The sequence below is a fragment of the Klebsiella aerogenes KCTC 2190 genome (genome assembly GCF_000215745.1).
In the GTDB taxonomy this organism is placed as follows: Bacteria; Pseudomonadota; Gammaproteobacteria; order Enterobacterales; family Enterobacteriaceae; genus Klebsiella; species Klebsiella aerogenes.
Window position 1 is genome coordinate 1,761,425 of the sequence record NC_015663.1, and the last position, 25,311, is coordinate 1,786,735.

Genomic DNA, 25,311 nt, shown 5'->3' on the forward strand with positions numbered 1-25,311 from the left:
AAAAAAGCCGGGTTCGAGCCCGGCTATAGCTATTGTTTATCGCGCTAAGGAATAATATTCAAACAAATTATGCTCATGATGATTAGCCCAGGCTTTCCCAACTGAGACCAAAGCGGGCGAGGTACTTGCGTAACCGGTCGGCATCATTCGGATTGGCCTTTTTCAGCCGGGAGACCGCAAACAACTCACGACCGGCTTCAGATAGCGAAGCGCTGCGGCGGCAAACCTCCAGCACCGTTTCCAACTGACGGCGATCGAACAGATCGATCTCGTCGATGACGACGGGAAGAGGATCGTTGATCTGCCAGCTCTCGCTCAGTCGCGAAATTTCCTCATCGACTACATCCAGCGTAATTCGGCCCTGTTCGGCGAGGGTCGCCATGCGGGTCACCGAGGCGCCAAGCTCGCGAAAATTTCCGCGCCACTGGGCCTGCGGCGAACTGGCGAAAGCCAAATAGCGCACGCGCGCGTCTTTATCAAAACGTATTTGCTGCTGTCTGGCGCTGGAGAAACGTTGCAATTCGTACTCAATATTGGGCGCAATATCTTCTCTACGCTGCGCCAGACCGGGTAGCGCAAAGCTCCACATGTTGATACGCGCGTATAAATCCTCACGAAAGCGGCCATCGGCGACCCACTGGCGCATGTCGCGGTGGGTACCCGCAATCAGTTGAAAATCACTGTGCACTTCTTTGTCGGAGCCAAACGGGAAAAAGCTTTTTTCTTCAATCGCTTTTAACAACATCGCCTGTTCATCGAGGCCCAGTTCGGCAATTTCATCGAGAAACAACACGCCGCCATCGGCCTCGCGTAGCAGGCCGCTACGCGCCGCTTGCGCGCCAGTAAAAGCGCCTTTGACGTGGCCGAATAGCGTCGACATGGCGTTATCGCCACGCAGCGTGGCGCAGTTGATGGCGACAAACTTACCCGCCACCAGGTGGCGTGACTGGCGTAGCTGGAAAATGCGTTTCGCGAGAAAGGATTTGCCCGCGCCGGTAGGCCCGGTGAGTAGAATCGGATCGGTTGAACGCAGAGAAACCCGCTCAATGCGATCGATAAGTTTATTGAAGGTGGCGTTGCGGGTTTCAATCCCATCCTTAAGAAATGAAACGGACTGCTGTTGTTCACGCTGAAAACGGCTGGTTAGAGTGGCATAGCGGCTTAAATCCAGATCGATAACCGAGGCGGTACCGGCCGCGATCTGCTCGTCGGTGGCGCCTTTTGGCGCCGGCCCGGTCTGCAGCAAACTGGCGGGCAGATAGCGCGCCTCGGTCAACAGGAACCAGCAGATCTGCGCCACGTGCGTTCCGGTGGTGATATGCACCAGATATTCTTCATTGTCGGTATCGAACGGGTAGCGGGTCGCAAAATCAAGAAAGGCGGCATACACCTCTTCGAAATCCCAGGGATTGGCGATGGCTACAGCATGCGGATGTACTTCGGTCTGTGGCGAGACCAACGCCACATCTTCGGCGAGCTGCTGCGCCATGCCGATGTCACGGGGCTGGTGCAGTAGTTCCAGCCGATCAATGGGCATTTCAGCTTGTTGGCACAACCCAACCGTTGGCCGCCACTTGCGAAAACGGTTGGCGCGCTTGCCACGTTTATCGAGCACCGTCCCCAGTACGCCAATAACCACCCGACGTTTTCTCATGATTTATCCCACAAGATAAAATTAGATACTTAAGGATAAAAATTTATCTTGCCGTAGGCAATCTGAATAGATGCTTAATAAATAAAAGTCATTAATTTTCATTTGGTTAATAAATTATTTTGTTGTTTTACGTTTTTGGCACGCTTCTGGCAATAACTCTATTGTCAACGTGCTGAAATGCAGGGGGTTAAACCCCGCCGGCGCTGTAGAAACGGCGCAGTCCGTTTTTCTGCCGCGTTCCGTCAGCAACTGACCACATAAGTGGAGGGTTCGATTCCCTCATTCATCTCCTCGATGAAACTGGTTGTAAATCAAAATAATAAGCCGGGGAACTGCGTGTTTGGCGGTCCCCAAAACAGGTTGCCGATAATAACGCCGGGCGCCAGGCAAAAGCGAGTTCCCCTGCCGCTTCGCCTTTGCATCCGCGCCTGCTCCATTTTTAAGGAACGAATAATGGCTAAGAAAATAACGATACGAAAAGGTCAATTAGGTCTGCTGGCGAAAGCGGGCGACTACTATCAGGTACTGGAAGCCGGCGAGCATCGCTTACCGTGGTTTTCCACACCGGAAGTGCTGATCGTCACCACCGATGGCAGCGAAGTACCGCAGGCGTTGGCCGACTATATGCGCCGCTTCCAGCCTGAATGGATCGACCGTTACTGCCTGGCGGCTGATATGGCGGAAGAGGAAGCCGGCGCGCTGTATATCGATGGCGTGCTGCAGGAGATCATCCCGCCAGCGACGCGCCGTCTGTACTGGCAATATGACAATGCGCTGAAGCTGGTACGCATGGATACTCGCGCGGTGCTGGTACCAGCAGAGGTGATGAACGCGGTACTGCAACCTCGACGCAGCGGCGCGGTAAAAGGGCGTGAGTCGATACTGACGGTACAGGTTCCTGCCTGGCATGTTGGGGTGGTGAAAATTGACGGCGAGCTGCAGAAAGCTCTACCGCCCGGTTTGACTGCCTACTGGAAGATTAACCATCTGGTGGAAGCCGAAGTGGTGGATACTCGCCTGCAGGTGCTGGAGGTCAGCGGTCAGGAGATCCTGACCAAAGACAAAGTTAATTTACGTCTGAATCTGGCGGCGAACTGGCGTTATCAAGACGTGCTGACGGCATTTTGCCAGTTAACTAAACCGCTGGATCATCTGTATCGTGAACTGCAGTTCGCGCTGCGCGAAGCGGTCGGTACACGTACGCTGGATGAGCTTCTGGAAAATAAACAGATGATTGATGAAGTGGTGAGCGCGCAGGTGAAAGAGCGTATGGCGCCATTCGGCATCGAGATCGCCTCGTTGGGAGTAAAAGATATCGTCCTGCCAGGCGACATGAAGGCCATTTTGTCGCAGTTGGTGGAAGCGGAGAAATCGGCCCAGGCCAACGTTATCCGCCGCCGGGAAGAGACGGCGGCAACTCGTTCTTTATTGAACACGGCCAAAGTAATGGAAAACAATCCGGTCGCCCTGCGCTTAAAAGAGCTTGAAACGCTCGAACGCGTCGCGGAGCGAATCGATAAAATTTCCGTATTTGGCGGGCTGGACCAGGTATTACATGGACTTATCAACATTAATGGAGTGAACCATGGCGCATAACGATTATCACCTGCTGACGGCGGAAAATAGCGCGCCGATCAAAATGTGGACCCGCGGCGTGCCGGTAGAGCCGGAAGCACGCGTCCAGTTGCTGAATACGGCAAAAATGCCGTTTGTCTTTAAGCATCTGGCGGTGATGCCGGACGTGCATCTCGGGAAAGGCTCGACTATTGGCAGCGTGATCCCGACAAAAGGGGCAATCATTCCGGCGGCCGTCGGCGTGGATATTGGCTGCGGTATGATGGCGGTGCGTACTTCGCTTATTGCCAGCGATCTGCCGGATAACCTGGGCGGGTTGCGCAGCGCGATCGAGCAGGCGGTACCGCACGGGCGAACTAACACGCGCTCCCGGCGCGATAAAGGCGCCTGGGAGACGCCGCCGCAGGAAGTCGATCAACAGTGGTCGCTACTGGCTCCGCGCTTTAAGCGCCTGACGGACAAATATCCGCAGTTGTTGAAAACCAATAATCATCAGCATCTCGGAACATTGGGTACCGGCAATCACTTTATTGAAGTGTGCCTGGATGAACAGCAGCGGGTATGGGTAATGCTGCATAGCGGTTCGCGCGGCGTCGGTAATGCTATCGGCAACCTGTTTATTACCCTGGCGCAGAACGATATGCAGCAGCATATCGCTAATCTGCCGGACAGAAATCTGGCCTACTTTCAGGAAGGTAGCCCGCACTACGAGGATTACATCGAGGCGGTGGAATGGGCGCAGGATTTCGCCAGGCATAATCGCGAGGTAATGATGGCGCGGGTACTGGCGGCGCTATCGGCCATTGTGACGAAACCGTTTATGACCCAGCAGGAGGCGGTCAATTGCCACCATAACTATGTGCAGAAAGAGCGGCACTTTGGCGAAGAGGTTCTGGTCACGCGTAAAGGCGCGGTATCGGCGCAGAAGGGGCAAATGGGCATCATTCCCGGCTCAATGGGGGCAAAAAGCTTCATTGTGCGCGGATTGGGTAATAAAGAGAGTTTCTGCTCATGTAGCCACGGCGCAGGACGCGTGATGAGCCGAACGGCGGCGAAAAAGCGGTTCACCGTCGCAGACCAGATCCGCACGACCGCCCATGTCGAATGCCGAAAAGATAGTGAGGTGATCGACGAAATTCCGCTGGCTTATAAAGACATTGAGGCGGTGATGGCCGCGCAATCGTCGCTGGTAGAGGTGGTACATACCCTGCGTCAGGTCGTCTGTGTTAAAGGATAAAAAATAATGAGTGAAAATAGCGTCGATGCCGCGATGCGCCAGCGCGTGCGGCGGCAGCTAGCCGACATAGAACAACGCTACCAGGTCAGGGTGCTGTATGCCTGTGAATCGGGTAGCCGCGGCTGGGGTTTTGCCTCGCCGGATAGCGATTATGATGTTCGCTTTTTATATGTTCATCAACCCGAATGGTATTTACGCGTGGAAGCGCAGCGCGATGTTATCGAACTGCCGATAGATGATGAGCTGGATGTCTGCGGCTGGGAGTGGCGCAAAGCGCTGGGGCTATTGAAAGCGGCGAACCCTACTCTTATAGAGTGGCTGGATTCACCGGTGGTGTATCAGCAGGACGCGTCGACAGTGGCGGCGTTAAAAGCGCTGGTGCCGCAGTGGTTTTCGCCGCTGCGCGCCCGTTGGCACTACTATTCAATGGCGCGGAAGAACTTTCGCGGCTACCTGCAGGGTGAGCAGGTACGGTTGAAAAAATACTTTTATGTACTGCGCCCGCTGTTGGCCGTGCGCTGGGTTGAAGCTGGTAAAGGCGTGCCGCCGATGCGTTTTAGCGAACTGCTGGCGGGTAGCGAACTGGAACCCGCACTGCGTAATGAAATCGATGAGCTGCTGGTTCGCAAACAACGTGCCGGCGAAGCAGAGTACGGTATACGACGCCCGCTTTTGCATGCCTTTATTCAACATGAGCTGGCGCGTGGCGAGGTAGCGCCGGAGCTGCCGGATAGCCGAACGGGGCGCGTTGAGCAACTCGATCGCTTGCTGATGAGCACGGTACTGGCGCCATAAAAAAGGCCCGGCTTCTGACGAAACCGGGCCTTTTGCTAACGGGCTTTCCCGTCGCGATTATTCAAACAAATTATGATGCAGCTTCTGCACCACTTTCTCCGCATCGTCGCCCGGCACCAGGAAGCACAGGTTGTGGCTGGATGCGCCGTAACAGATCATGCGGATATTGAACGGTTCCAGTACGCCAAACACCTCTTTACCGACGCCGCAGGCTTTCGACAGCTCGTTGCCGATCAGGGCGACCAGCGCCAGGTTTTCTTCCACTTCGACGCGGCACAGCGAAGAGAGTTCGGTCAGCAGCGCCTGGGTGAGCAGGGTGTCGCCAGCGGAGGTAGAACCTGTGGTGTCCATGGTCAGCGCAATGCTCACTTCCGAGGTGGTGATCAGATCGACGGAAATATTATGCCGCGCCAGAATACCGAACACTTCAGCAAGGAAGCCGCGGGAGTGCAGCATATGCAGGCTGTGCAGGGTCAGTAGCGTCTGACGACGACGCAGCGCCAGCGCGCGGAACAGCGGTGGATTTTCGGTTTTATGACAGACCAGTGTGCCGCCGGCTTTAGGTTCTTTGCTGGAGCCGACGAATACCGGAATATCGCTGCGTACGGCCGGCAGCAGGGTGGCCGGATGCAATACCTTGGCCCCGAACGTGGCCATCTCCGCGGCTTCAGCGAAAGCGATCACATCGATGCGTTTCGCCGCGGGCGCGACGCGCGGGTCGGTTGTGTAGATCCCTGGGACATCGGTCCAGATATCCACACGGCTGGCGTTTAAGGCCTCGCCGAGCAGCGCAGCGGTATAGTCGCTGCCGCCGCGACCAAGGGTAGTGGTGCGTCCTTTGGCTTCGCTGCCGATAAAGCCCTGGGTAATAACCAGGCCTTCTTGCAGGCGCGGCGCCAGTTGTTGTTGCGTTAGCTCCGCCAGCGCGGCGATATCCGGTTCGGCACGGCCGAAACGATCGTTGGTGCGCATCACTTTACGTACGTCGAACCACTGCGCCGCAATACCGCGTTCGCGCAGGATCTCAACGAACAGTAAGGTGGACATCAGTTCGCCGTGGCTCACCAGTTCATCGGTCAAGGCTTCCGAGCTCGCCAGCGAGGCAGCTTCCGCCAGGGTAGTAATGTTTTCCAGCAGACGTTCAATTTCTTCACGAATAACGTTGGGATAACGTAAACGCTCCAGAATATTGAACTGGATTTGGCGCATTTCATCGAGCTTAGCGAAACGTTCGGTGGGTTCCAGCCCTGCCGCTAAAGCAACTAAGATATTGGTAACGCCAGCCGATGCGGATAACACCACTACGCGGGTATTCGCATCCAGCAGCGCGACGTCGACGCTACGGTTCATCGCGTCGAAATCGGCCACGCTGGTGCCGCCGAACTTAGCAACAACTAAATCTGTCATAACAACCTCGTGTCAGGGGGCCTGACTTATTAAAACGATTCCTGAACAACCGCTCCTGGTTCGGGCTGGAAATAACCGGAGCGCTACAAAATGTCTTAATAAGCCAGGCCAAATTAACTCAGCCATGGCACAAGGGAAGAGCGAAAAGTAGGGTGGGCGCAGAGCGATAAACAAACTACGATGTCACCCAGAAGTGCTCCACCTTGTAGACCCGTTCGCCGATGACGCGCATCGGTTCGCGAGTATGAAACGCCCGACTGCGAACGCTTCTGGTGACAACCCAGGGGATTCAGCCCCTGTGGCCGGCGACAGACTTAACCAGATGTCTGTGCGCCTCGGCGTTGCTCCCCCTCACGTATTATCCCCGGACTGGTTCCTCCAATACGGTTACCTGGGCAACGCACCTCTTCTGGCAATTACTGACGTCTTTCACTATGCCTGGGGAGAGACTGGTCATTATACCCCCCAACGATACTCTTCGCTGTAGCGTGAAATGCGCGAGCAATACATACCTACGGTTCCGCAGGCAGTTCAGCTATATAAAGGCTTCCGGACGGGTATGTCAACGACAGGGTTATGCGGATTTTTCATGCATCGGCGGATAACAGAAAAAAGCCTAATGATCGCTATAATATGGGAGCTCTTTACCCTATTTCTGACCCCCGTCAACGGCATAACACAAAAATCATCACAATTTTCCGCCGCTGAGGCTACAATCGACCGAAGTCACATTTTTCAAATCAGAAGAGTATTGCTAATGAAAAATATCAACCCAACGCAGACCGCTGCATGGCAGGCATTACAGAAACACTTCGATGAAATGAAAGACGTCACTATCAGCGAGCTTTTCGCCAAAGATAGCGATCGTTTCTCTAAATTCTCCGCCACTTTTGACGATCTGATGCTGGTGGACTTCTCCAAGAACCGCATCACTGAAGAGACGCTGTCTAAGCTGCAGGATCTGGCGAAAGAGACCGATCTGGCCGGCGCTATCAAGTCGATGTTCTCCGGTGAAAAAATTAACCGTACCGAAGACCGCGCGGTACTGCACGTCGCACTGCGCAACCGCAGCAATACGCCAATTGTGGTTGACGGCAAAGATGTGATGCCGGAAGTCAACGCTGTACTGGAGAAGATGAAAGCCTTCTCCGAAGCGATTATCTCTGGTAGCTGGAAAGGCTATACCGGCAAACCGATCACCGACGTGGTGAACATTGGTATTGGTGGTTCAGACCTCGGCCCGTTCATGGTGACCGAAGCGCTGCGCCCGTATAAAAACCACCTCAACATGCACTTCGTTTCTAACGTTGACGGCACCCATATCGCCGAAGTGCTGAAAGCGGTGAATCCGGAAACCACGCTGTTCCTGGTGGCTTCTAAAACCTTCACCACTCAGGAAACCATGACCAACGCCCACAGCGCGCGTGACTGGTTCCTGGCGACCGCGGGCGACGATAAACACGTGGCGAAACACTTCGCGGCGCTCTCCACCAACGCTAAAGCGGTCGGCGAGTTCGGTATCGATACGGCTAACATGTTTGAGTTCTGGGACTGGGTCGGCGGTCGTTACTCCCTGTGGTCCGCCATCGGTCTGTCTATCATTCTGTCCGTCGGCTTCGACAACTTCGTTCAGCTGCTGTCCGGCGCCCACGCCATGGACAAACACTTCTCTACCACGCCGGCTGAGAAAAACCTGCCGGTACTGCTGGCGCTGATTGGTATCTGGTACAACAATTTCTTCGGCGCCGAAACCGAAGCAATTCTGCCGTACGATCAGTACATGCATCGCTTTGCCGCTTACTTCCAGCAGGGCAACATGGAATCCAACGGTAAGTACGTTGACCGTAACGGCAACGTCGTGGATTACCAGACTGGCCCTATCATCTGGGGCGAGCCGGGGACTAACGGTCAGCACGCGTTCTATCAGCTGATCCACCAGGGCACCAAAATGGTACCGTGCGATTTCATCGCCCCGGCTATCACCCATAACCCGCTGTCTGACCACCATCAGAAACTGCTGTCTAACTTCTTCGCTCAGACCGAAGCGCTGGCCTTTGGTAAATCCCGCGAAGTGGTTGAGCAGGAATATCGCGATCAGGGTAAAGATCCGGCTCAGCTTGAGCACGTGGTGCCGTTCAAAGTGTTCGAAGGCAACCGTCCGACCAACTCCATCCTGCTGCGTGAAATTACCCCGTTCAGCCTGGGCGCATTGATTGCGCTGTATGAGCACAAAATCTTCACCCAGGGCGCGATTCTCAACATCTTCACCTTCGATCAGTGGGGCGTTGAGCTGGGTAAACAGCTGGCTAACCGTATCCTGCCGGAACTGAAAGATGGCGCGGACGTCAGCAGCCACGACAGCTCTACCAACGGCCTGATTAACCGTTATAAAGCCTGGCGCGCATAAGCGCTGCGCAATTAAACCTTAATGCCGACCCTCGGGTCGGCATTTTTATTTATAGTCGCCGCAGCAGCCTCGCCGGGTTGCCCGCCCAAACGCCTTTCTCGGTGATGGATTTTGTCACCACGCTCCCGGCGCCGATGACCACGCCATCGCAGATACTCACCGCCAGAATGGTGGCGCCGCTGCCGATAGAGACGTCATTGCCGATTTCAATACGCCCCCAACTGTCGCGGTCGGCATTCGGTTTGCCATCGCGGAACATATCATTAGCGAACATCACGCCGTGGCCGATAAAACAGCGTTGGCCGATGGTGACGTACTCGCAGATAAAACTGTGGGACTGGATTTTGCTGTCCGCACCGATGCGCGTGTGCCCCTGAATCTCGACGAACGGCCCGATAAAGACGTTATCGTCAAGCTGGCAATCATAAAGGTTGGCGGGCTGGTATATGACCACGTTTTCGCCGCAAATGACGTTGCGAACGCCGGTATCGCGAAGCGTAAAAGGGGGAATATTTGGCTCATTCGACATGCTGCATTCCTCGTTCGGATCTCATCGTATAGTGCCTGCAAAATGAGCAAGGAGGAACGGCGAAAAACGGTGGGGAAGGAGGCTGGAGGTTTTCCCCCCCAGCCAGGAGATTAACGAGCGAAGGCGATGGCTTCGATTTCGACGCCGGCGTCTTTCGGCAGTCTTGCGACCTCCACGCAGGAGCGTGCCGGAAAGGTGGCCTGATGTTCGGTAAAGAAGGCCTCATAGGCGGCGTTGATGGCGGCAAAATCCTTCAGGTCTTTGACAAACACCGTGGTTTTAACAATCTGCCCGACCGTGAGTCCGGCTGCTTCAACGATGGCTTTCACATTTTCCAGCGATTGCCGCGCCTGTTCGGCGATATCGCTGGGCATGGTGCCGTCCAGCGGATTAATCGGCAGCTGACCGGAGGTGATGGTCATCGCGCCGAGATTGACGCCCTGCACGTACGGGCCGATAGCGGCAGGCGCGTCAGCGGTGGTAATAATCATACGGGTTATCCTTCAAACGGTTACATAAAGTAATTCAACAACACCAGCGAGCCGACGCCGCTCACCACCACCCACACCAGGCCTAAACGGAAGCTGGCGAGCGTGCAGATAATGGCGGCGATCACCTTCGGATTCTTTAAGTCGAACTCCATGCTGGAATTCACGCTAAGGATCTGAATGGTGATAATGGCCGGCAGGACGGTGACCGGGACGAAGCGCAGCGTTTTCGTCACCCGCTCGGACATCTGGATTTTTCCGGCCAGGCCGATAAACGAAAATCGGATCAGGAAGGTCACGGCGGCCATACCCAAAGTCAGGGCGATAAAGTAGCTATTATTCATGTTCCAGCGCCTCCACGAGCGGCATGTCGGATTCGGCAATCGCTGCCTGTTTACGTTCTTCAGCCAGGTCGACGCACAGCCCGGCGAGCACGCCAAGTACTGAGGCGACGACAATACCCAGGGAGTAGGGCAGGATGACCAACAGCACGCCGGAGACGGCGGCCACCACGGCGGCGACGGTACAGGCCTGGCTTTTTATTTGCGGCACCACAATGGCGATAAAGGCGGCGACCATGGCGAAATCCAGACCATACTTTTCAATATTCGGGAATGAGGCGCCGACCAGCGCGCCGAGGAAATCGGCCAGTACCCAAATCGCCCAGAAGGTGATCATCGCCGAGCCATAAAACAGATACTTATCCTGCTTATTGCCTTCCATCTCTTTTACGGTGGTGGCGTACACTTCATCGGTCAGCGCGTAGGACATAAAGCATTTTTTAAAGAACGATGCTTCACGGACGGTACCGGAAATAGAGGCGCTGTACAGTACGTGACGTAGGTTAATTATTAATGTGGTGAATATAATAACCCCGAGCGTGGCGCCGGTTTTAAGCATATTTAATGCCAGCATTTGCGCGGAGCCGGCAATAACAATCGCCGACCACGCCGTACTCTGCCAGACGCTCATGCCGGCGCTGACGCTTAATGCGCCGACAATAAATGAAAATGGAAAGTCGCCGATGCACAGCGGCATAATGGCGCTGGCGCCGCGGAAGATGACTTTTTTATTCATCTGCTATACCTGCTAATTTATAAATAATAGTATGGGTAGGGTAGGTTAATCAGGGCCTGAATGTTCAGGCCCGTTAAATATTATTATTTAGCGACCATGATGCTGATGATTTCTTTATCGGTGAGGGCCATTGGTTTAATCACCAGGCGACACAGGTTATTAATAGTCTGCTCGACATCGGCGCAGACAATACCGTCATTGGCGCCAGCGCAGCTATTTTGCATTGCCATCAGTACCGCCTTAAAGGCGCTGGATACCACAGATGAGACTTTCATCGCACAGCTATTAGAGGCGCCATCACAAATCATGCCGGTAATATCGCTGACCATATTAATAATCGCGGTGTTAATGGTGTTGATGTCGCGAGTAAATAGCCAGGCCATCCCGGCGGCGGCGCCCATGGCGGCGGTTGAGGCCGCGCATAGCGCAGATAAGCGCGTATAACGAGAATGAATTGAGATGGCGGTGAGATGAGATAGAGACAAAGCGCGCGCCAGGGTCTCTTCATCGGCGCCAAGATGCTCTGCAACCACCACTACCGGCATGGTTGCCGTAATGCCCTGATTGCCTGAACCAAAGTTAGACATCGCTACCACCGGCGCGCCGCCCATGCGGGCATCTGAAGCGGCGACGGTGTCGATGATCACCTTGCTTAACAGATCGTTGCTCATCAGGCCGTTTTTCACGGCGTCAGCAAAGGTACCGTTAATGTTCAGGCCATATTTTTTGGTTTTGCCTTCTGCCGCCAGCGCGGAGTTTAAGCGCGCGGCTTCGAGAATAAAGCGAATATCATTAAAGTCGGCGCTATTAATAAATTCGTAAGCCTGCTGTAGCGAAAATGTGGGCAGCGTTTCGTGCCGGGCGCTCGCATTCTGTTTTGCGCTTAATGGCTGTGGCTGGTCATTAATATAAAGTTCGACCACGTTGGTGTGGGTTCCTTTCACCACGACGCGACAGTTATTCTCGCCAGCAGAGAGGGTTAAATCGAGATGAATAAAGTCCGGAGTCTCTTCGACGGCAATATCAACGGCATTATTGGCGATCAGTTTCTGCGCCATTTCGACGTGTAGCGGGGTGATATCTTCCAGCGTTTTTAATCCCTTTTGCGGATTGCCGCCAAATGCGCCAATTGCGGCGGCCAGCGCTACACCGCAAACGGCGGTGCCGGGAATAGTCACGCCCATCGCGTTTTTATAGAGATTGGCGGAAATAAAACCGCTAATTCTGGTGCAAGGCTGATCCAGATATTGAGCGGCGTAGGCGGCAGTGAAGGAAATAGCGACGGGTTCAGTACAACCTAAAGCCGGGGCAACTTCTTGTTTGAGCCATTTTACGTACAGGGAAGCGTTATCGGTGTTCATAATGATTTAATGTCCAAAATTAAATTTTATTCAACTGCGATAATGCTAAGACAAAGGATAAGAAAAATCTTACCCTAATAGCCATATAAATAATGCGGATTAGAGAAAAATTTTATCTTGTGGCAGGTTTTAAGATATAACTGTTTCAAATGGTAAATATTTTAAATTTCAGTTGGTTATTTGGTTTTATCCTAAGCGTAATGGATGATTTGGTTAACTTGCTCACAGCATTGTAGGAAGTAAAATTTTCTCTTAGTTGCATTTACCGCGTTGAAGGACCGATGCTGCTCGCAAAGCGAAGTAGATCTGGATCACACTTTTGCGCTATACAGATCAATAACGTTCATGCATTTGAGGTGTCACTATGCCGTCGGTATATCGTCCGCTGGTTAATTTTGTTGCGAAGGCCATGCAGGCTGTGCTCAACCTGGCGCTATTGTGCCTGGGAATTATTCTGGTGGTGTTCCTGGGAAAGGAGACCCTGCATCTGGCGCACGTGCTGTTTACGCCGGAGCCGGTGAGTAAGTACAAGCTGGTCGAAGGGCTGGTGGTCTATTTTCTCTACTTCGAATTTATCGCGTTGATTGTGAAATACTTTGAGTCCGGTTTTCACTTCCCGCTGCGTTATTTCGTCTATATCGGCATTACCGCGATTGTACGGCTTATTATCGTCGACCATGAGTCGCCGATGGCGGTGCTGATTTACTCTGCGGCGATCCTTATCCTGGTGATTACCCTGTGGTTGTGTAATTCCAACCGCCTGAAACGGGAATAAAAAAAGCGGCCTCCAGGGCCGCTTGACCGACAATCACAAATGAAATTTATGTAGGGTCCAGTAGAGGATTGCAGTGGCATTTGCCCTACTTTTTCAGGGAGAGGTGGGCTGCCGTACCCGGTTGGGGTCGTGTACCACATCCCACCCTCTCTGAAATTTGGGGCGATAAAACAAGGGTCTAACATGATGAAACTTAACCTTTCACCCCGCCCGCCGTCAGGCCGTTGACCAACCAACGCTGAGCCAGCAGGAAGACGACGGTAATCGGAATCGCCGACAGTACCGCCGCCGCGGCGAAGTCACCCCACAGGTAGTTCTGCGGATTGAGATACTGCTGCATCCCCACCGCCAGGGTATAGCTGTTCACATCGCGTAGCAGCAACGAGGCCACCGGCACTTCGGTAATCGCGGCGATGAACGACAGAATAAACACGACCGCCAGAATCGGCACCGAGAGCGGCAGCAGCACCAGGCGGAAGGCCTGCCACGGAGTGGCGCCGTCCAGCGCGGCCGCTTCTTCCAGTGAACCATCGATAGTTTCGAAGTAGCCCTTAATCGTCCAGACGTGCAGCGCGATGCCGCCCATATAGGCGAAGATCACCCCGCCGTGAGTGTTGAGGCCGACGAAAGGCAGATACTGACCGAGGCGGTCGAACAACGCATACAGCGCCACCAACGACAGTACCGCCGGGAACATCTGGAAAATCAGCATCCCTTTGAGCAGCGTCGCTTTACCCGGGAAGCGCATACGGGCGAAAGCGTAAGCGCAGGTGGTGGAGAGGGCGACGATGCCGATCGCAGTAATCCCGGCCACCTTAATTGAGTTCCACAGCCACAGCAGGACCGGGAATGGCGGCGGCGTTACCCGGCCATCGGCGTGTTCGACGCTGAAGCCTAATGCCAGACGCCAGTGCTCCCAGGAGATGGTATCCGGGATCAGGCTGCCGGTCGCGAAGTTGCCTTCGCGCAGCGAGATAGCGATAACCATCAGCAGCGGGAACATAATCGCGGCGATAAAAATCAGCAGCAACAGGTGTGTCGTAAAGAGACGCAGTTTCTGAGATTTGGGTTGGACCATAGCCATTATCGTTATCTCCCTTAATCAAACTTCATGCGCGTGGCTTTCAGATTCACAATCGCTAACGCCCCAACCAGCAGGAAGATAAGCGTGGCGATAGCCGCCGCCAGGCCGAAGTCCTGACCGCCGCCGCCTTCAAAGGCGATGCGATAGGTGTAGCTCACCAGCAGGTCGGTATAACCGGCCGGCGTGGTGGTGCCGAGACGGTCCGGGCCACCGTTGGTTAACAGTTGAATCAGCACGAAGTTGTTAAAGTTAAAGGCGAAGCTGGCGATCATCAGCGGCGTGAGCGGCTTGATCAGCAGCGGTAGCGTAATTTTAAAGAAGTTCTGGAACGGGCCCGCGCCATCCATCGCCGACGCCTCGTACAGATCGTCCGGAATCGCCTTCAGCAGTCCCATGCACAGGATCATCATGTACGGGTAGCCCAGCCAGGTGTTGACGATGATGATCATCGTGCGCGCGGTGGTTGGGTCGCTAAACCAGGCCGGTTTAATGCCGAACAGCGCGCTCAGCATCATGTTGATTTCACCAAAGCTCTGGTTAAACAGCCCCTTGAAAATCAGTATTGAGATAAATGACGGCACCGCATACGGCAGAATCAACAGCACGCGGTAAATCGCTTTGCCCTTCAACGCTTCCCACTGCACCAGGCAGGCCAGCACCATTCCCACGGCGACGGTCAAAATCACCGTCAGCACCGAGAACACCACGGTCCAGACGAAAATGGCGAAGAACGGCTTCTGGATCCCTTCATCCTGGAAAACGCGGGTGAAGTTATCCCAGCCGATGGTGACGGTATAACCCGGGCTCAGCTTCTCATTGCCCCAGCTGCCGTCGGCATTGATGGATTGATAAAAGCCGATGTCGGCGTTGGGGCGATATTTCACGCCGCTTTGGTTGTTGGTGAGCGTGCCGTCGTTAGCCAGCGCGTACAGCGGCTGGGTGCCGGAAAACTGGCGCAGCGAACTCATAATCACTTTGCTTTCATCCGGCAGCACGGCGGTCAGTTGGTTCAGCGCGGCGCGGTTTTGGGTGATCACGCGTAAATTCGCGCGTTCGCCTTGCGGCAGGGCATCGGCTTCTTTTAACGCCAGCTTCTGCTCGCCGCCAAATTTAAAGGCTTCAGAGAGATAATTTTTACCGCTTTCACCGTCCGTCAGCGCCAGCTGCCACTCATCGCCTGCCGGGTAGAGTGAGAAGTTATAGGCTTTGCCGGCCTGGAAAGAACGATCCATCAGTACCTGTTGGGCGCGTTCGAAGGTGAGCTGGTTGGTGCTGCTGTAGTTGGTGAAGGCGATGGCAATGGTGCAGATCAGCGGGAACAGAACAAACAGCCCCATCCCGGCGAGACCCGGATAAACGTAACGCCAGGCATAGGCCTTGCGATTGGAAAAGATATACAGGCCAACTGAGCTTAAAATCAGCGTCATGATGGCGAACAGGTACTCCCCCTGGGCGTACATTAAAACAACAAGGTAACCCACCAGCAGGCACAGCAAACCAATCACAGACCATGTGAGTTGCGGGCTTTGCCACCAGTGTTTCTTTTTAACGGCATCCATGGGGATCATCCTCTACAACGTTAAATATCTGTCGACAAGAGTGCCTGATGGCGCTGTACTTATCCGGCCTACAAAGCGTGTAGGCCGGATAAGGCATTTATGCCGCCATCCGGCACGTGTGCGACGGTATTACTTGGTGATACGGCCCTGTGCATCCTTCAGCGCGGCATCGACGGTCTGACGGCCGCTTGCGGCGTTGATAACCGCGGTACGGACGGCATACCAGAACGCCGACATCTGCGGGATGTTCGGCATGATTTCGCCTTTCTGGGCGTTAGCCATGGTGGCGGCGATACGCGGGTCTTTCTCCAGCTTCTCCTGGAAGGATTTCAGCGCCACGGCGCCCAGCGGTTTATCGTTGTTCACCGCTTCCAGGCCCGGATCGGTCATCAGGTAGTTTTCGAGGAACTCTTTCGCCAGTTCTTTATTCGGACTGGCGGCGTTAATCCCGGCGCTCAGTACGCCAACGAACGGTTTAGACGGTTTGCCTTTGAAGGTCGGCAGCAGAGTGACGCCGTAGTTAACCTTGCTCTTGTCGATGTTAGACCACGCCCACGGACCGTTGATGGTCATCGCGGTTTCGCCTTTGTTGAACGCCGCTTCCGCGATGGAGTAGTCGGTGTCGGCGTTCATGTGTTTATTTTTGATGAGGTCGACCAGGAAGGTCAGACCGGCTTTTGCCCCGGCGCTATCGACGCCGACGTTTTTCACGTCGTATTTGCCGTTTTCAAACTTAAACGCGTATCCACCATCGGCGGCGATCAGTGGCCAGGTGAAGTACGGTTCTTGCAGGTTGAACATCAGCGCGCTCTTGCCTTTCGCCTTCAGCGCTTTATCCAGCGCCGGGATCTCTTCCCAGGTTTTCGGCGGGTTCGGGACCAGGTCTTTGTTATAAATCAGCGACAAGGCTTCCACCGCTACCGGGTAAGCGATCAGCTTGCCGTTGTAACGTACGGCATCCCAGGTGAACGGATAGAGTTTGTCCTGGAACGCTTTATCCGGGGTGATTTCCGCCAGCAGACCGGACTGCGCGTAGCCGCCAAAGCGGTCATGCGCCCAGAAGATGATATCCGGGCCGTCGCCGGTCGCTGCAACCTGCGGGAACTTCTCTTCCAGCTTATCCGGATGTTCTACGGAAACTTTAATGCCGGTATCTTTCTCGAACTTTTTACCCACTTCAGCGAGGCCGTTATAGCCTTTATCGCCGTTAATCCAGATAACCAGCTTACCTTCTTCAATTTTTGCGAGGGCAGAGGCGGAAAACATCATCGTCGTCAATGCAGACAGCGCGAGGATGCGAGCGCCAGTTTTGATTTTCATATACCCGTCCTATTTGGTGATGTGCTCGTGGATACACTTGAGTGGTTTAACGCTGATGAGTTTCCTTTTTTAACAACCTCTTTCCATCCTCCCTATGTCTACGCCCCGCCCGCCGTTTATGTGATCCGTATTGCAGAAATGCCGGTAATGGGCCCTGGAGCACATAAAAAAGCCACCGTTTTTGTCGCTTCGATCACGAAATGACCTTTTGCCGGGAACTTCCGGCGGCGAGAGGCAATTTCTCATCCTCCCGTCTCCTCCCCCATCAAAAACCCGGGGGGTGGAGGATTTGCCAACGTAATGAATGCCGCATAGTCAGCCCATCTTGAATGTGTCTTTAAGTGACAGGTTGTAACGAAGGGAGAAGGGCATGGCGAGCGTACAGCTACGAAATGTAACGAAAGCCTGGGGCGACGTGGTGGTATCTAAAGATATCAATCTCGAGATCCAGGATGGGGAGTTCGTCGTGTTTGTAGGACCGTCGGGCTGCGGCAAATCCACCCTGCTGCGTATGATTGCCGGACTGGAAACGGTCACCAGCGGCGATCTGTTTATTGGCGATACCCGAATGAACGATGTGCCGCCCGCCGAGCGCGGCATCGGCATGGTATTCCAGTCTTATGCGCTCTATCCCCACCTTTCCGTTGCCGAAAATATGTCTTTTGGCCTGAAACTGGCCGGGGCGAAAAAAGAGGTGATTAACCAGCGCGTGACTCAGGTCGCAGAGGTGTTGCAGCTGGCGCACCTGCTGGAGCGTAAGCCGAAAGCGCTCTCCGGCGGCCAGCGTCAGCGCGTGGCCATCGGCCGTACCCTGGTCGCCGAGCCGCGGGTTTTTCTGCTTGATGAGCCCCTGTCCAACCTCGATGCCGCGCTGCGCGTGCAGATGCGTATCGAAATCTCCCGTCTGCATAAGCGCCTTGGTCGCACGATGATTTACGTCACCCACGATCAGGTGGAAGCCATGACCCTGGCCGACAAAATCGTCGTGCTGGATGCCGGCCGCGTCGCGCAGGTCGGGAAACCGCTGGAACTCTATCACTATCCGGCAGACCGCTTCGTCGCGGGCTTTATTGGCTCGCCGAAGATGAACTTCCTGCCGGTCAAAGTCACCGCGACCGCCATTGAACAGGTACAGGTCGAACTACCGAACCGCCAGCAGGTCTGGCTGCCGGTAGACAGCGCCCACGTTCAGGTCGGCGCCAATATGTCTTTGGGTATCCGCCCGGAACACCTGCTGCCGAGCGACATCGCCGATGTCACCCTTGAGGGCGAAGTGCAGGTGGTCGAACAGCTTGGTCACGAAACGCAAATTCATATCCAGATCCCCGCCATCCGTCAGAACCTGGTGTACCGCCAGAATGACGTGGTGTTGGTAGAAGAGGGAGCCACATTCGCCATCGGTTTGCCGCCGGAGCGCTGCCATTTATTCCGTGAGGATGGCACCGCTTGTCGTCGGTTGCATAAAGAGCCAGGCGTATAAGGTTCCCCATTAAAAGAAGACGCGAACCCAGCGCGCAGCCAACCATGCGGCGGCCGACGGGGAAGTGTTCAAAGAAAAGCAATGATCTCAGGAGATAGAATGATGATTACTCTGCGCAAACTTCCACTGGCGGTAGCCGTTGCGGCGGGCGTGATGTCTGCCCAGGCGCTGGCTGTCGATTTCCACGGCTACGCGCGTTCCGGTATTGGCTGGACCGGCAGCGGCGGCGAACAGCAGTGCTTCCAGGCCACTGGCGCTCAAAGTAAATACCGTCTCGGTAACGAATGTGAAACTTACGCTGAACTGAAACTGGGCCAGGAAGTGTGGAAAGAGGGCGATAAGAGCTTCTACTTCGATACCAACGTTGCCTACTCGGTATCGCAGCAGAACGACTGGGAATCTACCAGCCCGGCCTTCCGTGAAGTTAACGTGCAGGGTAAAAACCTGATCGACTGGCTGCCGGGTTCAACCCTGTGGGCCGGTAAGCGCTTCTATCAGCGTCATGACGTTCACATGATCGACTTCTACTACTGGGATATTTCCGGTCCTGGCGCCGGTATCGAAAACATCGATCTGGGCTTCGGTAAACTCTCTCTGGCCGCCACTCGTTCTTCTGAATCCGGCGGCTCGGCAACCTATGCTGACCGCGATCCGCTGACTGGCGAACGCGTTTATGATCATCTGGTACCGAACGACGTCTTCGATGTGCGTTTAGCGCAGATGGAAACCAACCCAGGCGGTACGCTGGAGCTGGGCGTGGACTATGGTCACACCAACGTGCCGGATGACTACTACCTGCAGCCGGATGCATCGAAAGATGGCTGGATGTTCACCGCTGAACATACCCAGAGCATCCTGAAAGGCTACAACAAATTTGTTCTGCAGTACGCGACCGACGCCATGACCTCCAACGGTAAAGGCGTACCGCAGGGCGGCAGCATAAATAATGATGGTTCCATGTGGCGTGTGCTTGACCACGGCGCGGTCTCTCTGGCGGACGATTGGGACATGATGTACGTCGCCATGTACCAGGACGTCAACCTGGACAACAACAACGGTACCAAATGGTGGACCGTCGGCGTACGTCCTATGTACAAATGGACGCCGATCATGAGCACCCTGCTGGAAGTCGGCTACGACAACGTCAAATCGCAGAAAACCGGCGACAGCAACAACCAGTACAAAATTACCCTGGCGCAACAGTGGCAGGCGGGCGACAGCATCTGGTCTCGTCCGGCAATTCGTCTGTTCGCCACCTACGCGAAGTGGGATGAGAAGTGGGGTTACACCGATAGCGGCGTCGCCATGCGCGATACCTCTGGTACCGGCATCAACACTTCCAGCCGCGGCGACGACGATGAGTGGACCTTCGGCGCCCAGATGGAAATCTGGTGGTAATGCAATCCGCATCATGATGAGTAAAAGAGGGGCAGCAGCCCCTCTGTTTTCGGCCCAGCGCGCTATTGCCTGGCTAACGCTCGGCCATAGGAATTGAGGTGATAACAATGAATATGAAGAAAAGTCTCGTTGCCCTCTGCCTGTCCGCCGGCCTGCTGGCCAGCGTACCCGCAGTCAGTTTTGCTGATGTCAATTTCGTGCCGCAGAATACCTCTGCCGCGCCGTCAATCCCGGCCTCCTCGCTGCAGCAGTTGACCTGGACGCCTGTCGATCAATCGAAAACCCAAACTTCTAAAGTGGCGGTCGCCGGTCAAACGCTGAATGTCCCCGGTATCGCCGGGCCGGTGGTGGCCTATAGCGTACCGGCCAATATCGGCGAGTTAACTCTGACGCTGACCAGCGAAGTCGACAAACAGACTAGCGTCTACGCGCCAAATGTCCTGATCCTCGATCAGAGCATGACGCCGTCCGCCTTCTTCCCGAGCAGCTATTTCACTTATCTGGAGCCGGGCGTGATGAGCGCCGACCGCCTGGAAGGGGTAATGCGCCTGACGCCGGCGCTGGGACAGCAGAAAATTTATGTGCTGGTGTTTACCACTCCGCAGGATCTGCAGCAGACCACCAAATTAATCGACCCGGCGAAAGCCTACGCGAAAGGCACCGGTAACGCGGTGCCGGACATTCCGGATCCGATTGCTAAACATACCACTGACGGCACCTTGAGCCTGAAGGTGAAAACGTCTTCGAGTTCCAGCGTGCTGGTGGGCCCACTGTTCGGCTCCTCCGGCCCGGGCCCGGTGACCGTCGGCAATACCGCGGCGCCGGTCTATAACGCCCCGGCCGCTGCGCCGGTAGCCGCGCCAGCCCCAGCAGCCAAAAGCGAACCGATGCTTGACGATACCGAAACCTACTTCAACAACGGTATTAAGCAGGCGGTGAAACAAGGTGATATCGACAAAGCCCTGAAATTGATGAACGAAGCTGAACGCCTCGGCTCGAAATCTGCTCGTTCCACCTTTATCAGCAGTGTAAAAGGCAAGGGGTGACCGTCTCCCCACAATGCTGATGTTTAGGCACAGCCTTTAGGTGCGTCCGCCTGGACGCACTTTTTTTTATCGCGCAGCGGCAACTGTTGCATGCCTGTTGCGCGGATGATCGTATATTGACGTTTGCCCGCCCTCAAAACGCTATTCTGCGATACAATGCCTGCACGTTTTGTACCGGAGAATCAGGCATGCCACATCCTGCGCTTACGCAACTGCGTGCGCTGCGCTATTTTGCCGCCATACCCGAGCTGGACGCGCCGCTGCGCGACTGGCTGTTGCTGGAAGACTCAATGACCAAACGCTTTGAGCAACAAGGGAAAAAGGTCACCGTGACCATGATTAACGAAGGTTTCGTCGGGCGCGACGCGCTGGCGGGCGAAGAAGCCCTGCTGCCGGAAGAGGCGCGGTATTGGCTGCGGGAGATCATTCTTTGCGCCGATGGCGAACCCTGGCTTGCCGGTCGTACTCTCGTGCCGGAATCGACGCTATGCGGCCCGGAATTAGCCCTGCAGCAGTTGGGGCAGACGCCGCTGGGCCGGTATCTGTTTACGTCGTCGACGTTAACCCGTGATTTTATTGAGATTGGCCGTAGTGCACAGCTGTGGGGGCGACGTTCCCGTCTCCGGCTGAGCGGCAAACCGCTGCTGCTGACAGAGCTTTTTCTGCCTGCATCGCCATTGTATTAAGAGGAAGAGAAAATGGAGTGGAGTCTGACGCAGAATAAGCTGTTGGCGTTTCACCGCCTGATGCGTACTGACAAACCAATCGGCGCGCTATTGCTGCTGTGGCCGACGCTGTGGGCGTTATGGGTGGCTTCGCCCGGGGTGCCGCCGCTGTGGATTCTGGCGGTATTTGTCGCTGGCGTCTGGTTGATGCGCGCCGCCGGCTGCGTCGTGAATGACTATGCCGACCGTAAATTTGATGGTCACGTTAAGCGTACGGCTCGCCGGCCGTTACCAAGCGGCGAGGTCACGGAAAAAGAGGCGCGCATATTATTCGCGGTGCTGGTGGGGCTCTCCTTCCTGTTGGTGCTGACGCTCAATACCATGACCATCCTGCTGTCGGTCGCGGCGCTGGCGCTGGCCTGGGTCTACCCCTTTATGAAGCGCTACACCCATCTGCCGCAGGTGGTGCTGGGCGCGGCCTTTGGTTGGTCGATCCCGATGGCGTTCTCGGCGGTAAGTGAAGCGCTGCCGCTCAGCTGCTGGCTGATGTTCCTCGCCAATATTTTGTGGGCGGTAGCCTACGACACCCAGTACGCGATGGTCGATCGCGACGATGATGTCAAAATCGGCATTAAGTCGACGGCGATCCTATTCGGCGAAAACGATCGTTTGATTATCGGTATTCTGCAGGTTGCCGTGCTGGTATTGATGGGAGCGATAGGCTGGCTGAATGGGCTGAACTGGGCGTTTTACTGGTCGCTGTTTATCGCGGCAGGACTGTTTGTCTGGCAGCAGAAACTTATCTTCAAGCGCGAACGCGATAACTGCTTCAAAGCGTTTATGAATAATAACTACGTTGGGCTGGTGCTGTTTCTCGGTCTGGCGATGAGTTACCTGCAGTAAATCCTTCTGTTCCCCGGCTCGCGGCGCGAGTCGGGGAACAGAAGCCGCAACGTTATGCGTCGTCCTGAGCGGCGCTTTCAATCGTCAAACGTACATCCGACGTAATCAAATCCGCCAGCATCTGGTAGACCTTCAGGGTCTCTGCCGGCTCGGCATCGCCGGTATCGCTGATGTAGCCTTCGTCACGCAGGGTCAGCACGAGGGTACTGAACACCGCCTTATCGAAGAACTCCGGCGCGTTGATACCGTGCAGTACCGACAGACGCTGCGCCATGGTGCGGCTTTCTTTCTCCAGCGTACTGCGGTTGATGGACGGGTTGGCGCTCAGCAGCCAGAAGGTGATCGCGTAGCGCTGTAACGTCTCGCGCGCGCCGGCGGCCAGCAGCTGCAGGGAACGAGAGTGCGCCGGATTGACGCTCATCTCATCGCCATTCAGCACCACCAGCCCCTGACGCTGCATCTCTGCCATCAGCGCATCGATAACGCCCGCCAGTTCTTCTTTTTCCCAGCGCAGGAACAGTTCGGCTTTCAGGAACGGATAGAACATCTCGACATGACGCAGCACTTCGCTACGGGAGATGCGGCGATGCTGGGTCACGATAGCGGCCAGCAGCGATGGCATCACCAGCATATGGGCGATGTTGTTGCGATAGTAGGTCATCAGCACCGCCTGCTCGCGCGGCAGGATGATGATATCGCCGATGGTGTCTTTCTCGACTTCGAACTTGTTCATCTGCAGCGCGTGGTCGATAAGCTCGCTGGCGGAAGCCGTCGGCGCGGTCGAATCGGTGGAGTACGGCACGTTACGCAGCAGGTCGAGGTAGCAATCCAACTGTTGGGTTAGCTGCTCACGGGTCAAAGAACGCTGACGTGACGCCAGAAGCGCCGTACAGCACAGGTTCATGGCGTTAGCTGCCCCGGCATTGTTGATGCGCACCATCAGGTCGGCGGCGATATTATTCACCGTCGGCGTCAGCCAGGAAGGGCGGACGGCTTCGATAGGATCGATGGCTTCGCGCCATTCCGGCACGTGCTGATTGAGATAGGTCATCAGCGGCAGCGGTTCACCGAAGTTAACGTAGCCCTGGCCAAGATTACGCAGCTTACTGAGACCGCGCATCATCTGCGGCAGGCTCTCTTTTTCTTTTGTCGCGCCGCGCAGCTCTTTGGCGTAGGTACCCACTTCCATCACGTGCTCGTAGCCGATATAAATCGGCACCAGCGTGATGGGGCGGCTACCGCCGCGCAGCATCGCCTGGATAGTCATCGACAGGGTGCCGGTTTTCGGATCCAGCAGACGGCCGGTACGGGAACGCCCGCCTTCGACAAAGTATTCCACCGAATAACCACGGCTGAACAGCTCGCCAAGATATTCGCGGAATACCGTGGAGTAGAGCTTGTTGCCCTTAAAAGTACGACGAATAAAGAAAGCGCCCAGGCGGCGGAAAATCGGCCCAGCCGGCCAGAAGTTGAGGTTTATGCCGGCAGCGATATGCGGCGGCACCAGCCCCTGATGATAGAGCACATAGGAGAGCAGCAGGTAGTCCATGTGACTACGGTGACAAGGCACATAGACAATCTCATGGCCGTCATGCGCCAGCTGGCGTACGCGCTCGGCATTGTGCACGTTAATCCCCTGGTACAGACGGTTCCAGGTAAAGCCCAGAATACGGTCAGTCAGGCGGATCATTTCATAAGAGAAGTTAGCGGCAATCTCTTCCATCAGCGCAATGGCGTTCTGCTGGGCCTTCTCGTGAGAAATCTTCTTGCTGCGCGCTTCATCTTCTACCGCGCGGGCGATAGCTTTCGACGCCAGCAGCTTGTTGAAAAGATCCTGACGGGCAGGGAGGCGCGGGCCGACGGCGGCCAGACGTTGACGGGCGAAGTGCATACGCGCCACGCGGGCCAGCTTCTGGGCGATGATTTTATCGGTCCCGTGCTCATCCGCCATGCGGCGCAGAGAGACCGACGGCGAGAAACGCACGAAGCTATCGCGGCCAAGCCAGGAGACGGCGAAGAATTTCTGAATACCGTTAAGCATCCGCAGCGGCGGATTCTCTTCACCTTTTTCACGACCCGGCGCGCGGCCGAACATGACCGACACCGGTACCATTTGCACGTCGAGGTCGGGATGGTTACGGTGCAGATCCAGGTAGTCGTGGAATAGCTTGATGGACTCTTCTTTCGGCGTGTAGTAGGTAAACACGCGCGGGCCGCCGTGGATGAAAACGTAGCGCGGCAGCAGTGTGCCGTCGATTTCCAGCGGTTCAAAAGGGTCGGGTAAATCATGCGCCAGGCACTGGGCGCGCAGGGTCAGCAGGTCCGCCTTGGAGTTATAAGGCAAGACGTACATTATCGGACGCGAGGTATCGAGCCCTAATTCCTGAGCAGGTTCTGCCGGAATAGACTTGCTTTTTACCAGCACCCGTAATGGTAAATTCAGTAATTTATAGTAAATTCGTTGCCAGCCGGACATAAACGATGTGAAGCCTCTGGTTAATCATGCAAATGCGCGGCAAGAATAACAGAAAGCGTACAAAATTTCCGTTGT

Annotated in this window: 21 protein-coding genes and 1 riboswitch; of the genes, 10 read left to right on the forward strand and 11 right to left on the reverse strand. The window is 55.3% G+C overall.

The window, feature by feature from the left end; all coding sequences use genetic code 11:
- Positions 1–82: 82 nt before the first annotated feature.
- Entirely contained in the window at positions 83–1,654 is a 1,572-nt protein-coding gene (gene rtcR / locus EAE_RS08525; protein WP_015704028.1) for an RNA repair transcriptional activator RtcR, read from the reverse strand.
- A 453-nt stretch (positions 1,655–2,107) separates the two neighbouring features.
- Between rtcR and EAE_RS08530 the strand changes: the two genes are divergently transcribed.
- The 3 genes from EAE_RS08530 to EAE_RS08540 are packed head-to-tail and all read left to right on the forward strand — an operon-like array spanning position 2,108 to position 5,261.
- Positions 2,108–3,250: a slipin family protein gene (locus EAE_RS08530; RefSeq protein WP_015704029.1), complete on the forward strand. Its 1,143-nt coding sequence runs from the start codon at positions 2,108–2,110 to the stop codon at positions 3,248–3,250.
- On the forward strand, positions 3,240–4,466 hold the full coding sequence (locus EAE_RS08535; RefSeq protein WP_015704030.1) for an RtcB family protein: 1,227 nt from the start codon (positions 3,240–3,242) through the stop codon (positions 4,464–4,466). The genes EAE_RS08530 and EAE_RS08535 overlap by 11 nt, the downstream gene beginning before the upstream one ends.
- Before the next feature lie 6 nt (positions 4,467–4,472).
- A complete protein-coding gene (locus EAE_RS08540) occupies positions 4,473–5,261 on the forward strand; it encodes a nucleotidyltransferase domain-containing protein (RefSeq protein ID WP_015704031.1) in 789 nt (262 codons plus the stop codon).
- A 57-nt stretch (positions 5,262–5,318) separates the two neighbouring features.
- Here the strand turns inward: EAE_RS08540 and lysC are convergent, their stop codons facing one another.
- Positions 5,319–6,668, reverse strand: a complete 1,350-nt coding sequence (gene lysC / locus EAE_RS08545) for a lysine-sensitive aspartokinase 3 (protein ID WP_015704032.1) — start codon at positions 6,666–6,668, stop codon at positions 5,319–5,321.
- 183 nt (positions 6,669–6,851) lie between these two features.
- Positions 6,852–7,085: riboswitch (Lysine riboswitch) on the reverse strand.
- A gap of 340 nt (positions 7,086–7,425) precedes the next feature.
- Between lysC and pgi the strand changes: the two genes are divergently transcribed.
- Positions 7,426–9,075: a glucose-6-phosphate isomerase gene (pgi, locus tag EAE_RS08550; protein WP_015704033.1), complete on the forward strand. Its 1,650-nt coding sequence runs from the start codon at positions 7,426–7,428 to the stop codon at positions 9,073–9,075.
- A 49-nt stretch (positions 9,076–9,124) separates the two neighbouring features.
- Here pgi and EAE_RS08555 read toward each other — a convergent pair whose 3' ends face one another.
- The 5 genes from EAE_RS08555 to EAE_RS08575 all read right to left on the reverse strand — a co-directional run bounded on the left by EAE_RS08555 (position 9,125) and on the right by EAE_RS08575 (position 12,530).
- Entirely contained in the window at positions 9,125–9,604 is a 480-nt protein-coding gene (locus EAE_RS08555; RefSeq protein ID WP_015704034.1) for an acyltransferase, read from the reverse strand.
- 110 nt (positions 9,605–9,714) lie between these two features.
- Complete coding sequence (locus EAE_RS08560; RefSeq protein ID WP_015368779.1) at positions 9,715–10,095, reverse strand: RidA family protein; 381 nt, start codon at positions 10,093–10,095, stop codon at positions 9,715–9,717.
- A 20-nt stretch (positions 10,096–10,115) separates the two neighbouring features.
- On the reverse strand, positions 10,116–10,436 hold the full coding sequence (locus tag EAE_RS08565) for an AzlD domain-containing protein (RefSeq protein WP_015368778.1): 321 nt from the start codon (positions 10,434–10,436) through the stop codon (positions 10,116–10,118).
- A complete protein-coding gene (locus tag EAE_RS08570) occupies positions 10,429–11,169 on the reverse strand; it encodes an AzlC family ABC transporter permease (protein ID WP_015368777.1) in 741 nt (246 codons plus the stop codon). The genes EAE_RS08565 and EAE_RS08570 overlap by 8 nt, the downstream gene beginning before the upstream one ends.
- A gap of 83 nt (positions 11,170–11,252) precedes the next feature.
- Entirely contained in the window at positions 11,253–12,530 is a 1,278-nt protein-coding gene (locus EAE_RS08575; RefSeq protein WP_015704035.1) for an L-cysteine desulfidase family protein, read from the reverse strand.
- A gap of 364 nt (positions 12,531–12,894) precedes the next feature.
- Between EAE_RS08575 and psiE the strand changes: the two genes are divergently transcribed.
- Positions 12,895–13,305 (forward strand): phosphate-starvation-inducible protein PsiE, encoded by a 411-nt coding sequence (psiE, locus tag EAE_RS08580; RefSeq protein ID WP_015368775.1) that lies wholly within the window; start codon positions 12,895–12,897, stop codon positions 13,303–13,305.
- A gap of 193 nt (positions 13,306–13,498) precedes the next feature.
- Here the strand turns inward: psiE and malG are convergent, their stop codons facing one another.
- The 3 genes from malG to malE form a co-directional block, all read right to left on the reverse strand.
- A complete protein-coding gene (malG, locus tag EAE_RS08585) occupies positions 13,499–14,389 on the reverse strand; it encodes a maltose ABC transporter permease MalG (protein WP_015368774.1) in 891 nt (296 codons plus the stop codon).
- A gap of 14 nt (positions 14,390–14,403) precedes the next feature.
- Complete coding sequence (gene malF / locus EAE_RS08590; protein WP_015368773.1) at positions 14,404–15,948, reverse strand: maltose ABC transporter permease MalF; 1,545 nt, start codon at positions 15,946–15,948, stop codon at positions 14,404–14,406.
- Between the two features lie 129 nt (positions 15,949–16,077).
- A complete protein-coding gene (malE, locus tag EAE_RS08595; protein WP_015368772.1) occupies positions 16,078–17,268 on the reverse strand; it encodes a maltose/maltodextrin ABC transporter substrate-binding protein MalE in 1,191 nt (396 codons plus the stop codon).
- 370 nt (positions 17,269–17,638) lie between these two features.
- On the opposite strand from malE, the gene malK reads away from it, so the two are divergent.
- From malK to ubiA, 5 genes are all read left to right on the forward strand, one after another.
- Complete coding sequence (malK, locus tag EAE_RS08600) at positions 17,639–18,748, forward strand: maltose/maltodextrin ABC transporter ATP-binding protein MalK (protein WP_015368770.1); 1,110 nt, start codon at positions 17,639–17,641, stop codon at positions 18,746–18,748.
- A 99-nt stretch (positions 18,749–18,847) separates the two neighbouring features.
- Entirely contained in the window at positions 18,848–20,146 is a 1,299-nt protein-coding gene (locus EAE_RS08605) for a maltoporin (RefSeq protein WP_015704036.1), read from the forward strand.
- A 107-nt stretch (positions 20,147–20,253) separates the two neighbouring features.
- Positions 20,254–21,192: a maltose operon protein MalM gene (malM, locus tag EAE_RS08610; protein ID WP_015704037.1), complete on the forward strand. Its 939-nt coding sequence runs from the start codon at positions 20,254–20,256 to the stop codon at positions 21,190–21,192.
- A 188-nt stretch (positions 21,193–21,380) separates the two neighbouring features.
- Positions 21,381–21,878: a chorismate lyase gene (gene ubiC / locus EAE_RS08615; RefSeq protein ID WP_015704038.1), complete on the forward strand. Its 498-nt coding sequence runs from the start codon at positions 21,381–21,383 to the stop codon at positions 21,876–21,878.
- 12 nt (positions 21,879–21,890) lie between these two features.
- Positions 21,891–22,760 carry a 4-hydroxybenzoate octaprenyltransferase gene (ubiA, locus tag EAE_RS08620; RefSeq protein WP_015704039.1) on the forward strand — a complete coding sequence of 290 codons (870 nt, stop codon included), beginning with the start codon at positions 21,891–21,893 and terminating at the stop codon, positions 22,758–22,760.
- A gap of 52 nt (positions 22,761–22,812) precedes the next feature.
- Here ubiA and plsB read toward each other — a convergent pair whose 3' ends face one another.
- Positions 22,813–25,236: a glycerol-3-phosphate 1-O-acyltransferase PlsB gene (gene plsB, locus EAE_RS08625; RefSeq protein WP_015368765.1), complete on the reverse strand. Its 2,424-nt coding sequence runs from the start codon at positions 25,234–25,236 to the stop codon at positions 22,813–22,815.
- Positions 25,237–25,311 lie beyond the last annotated feature (75 nt).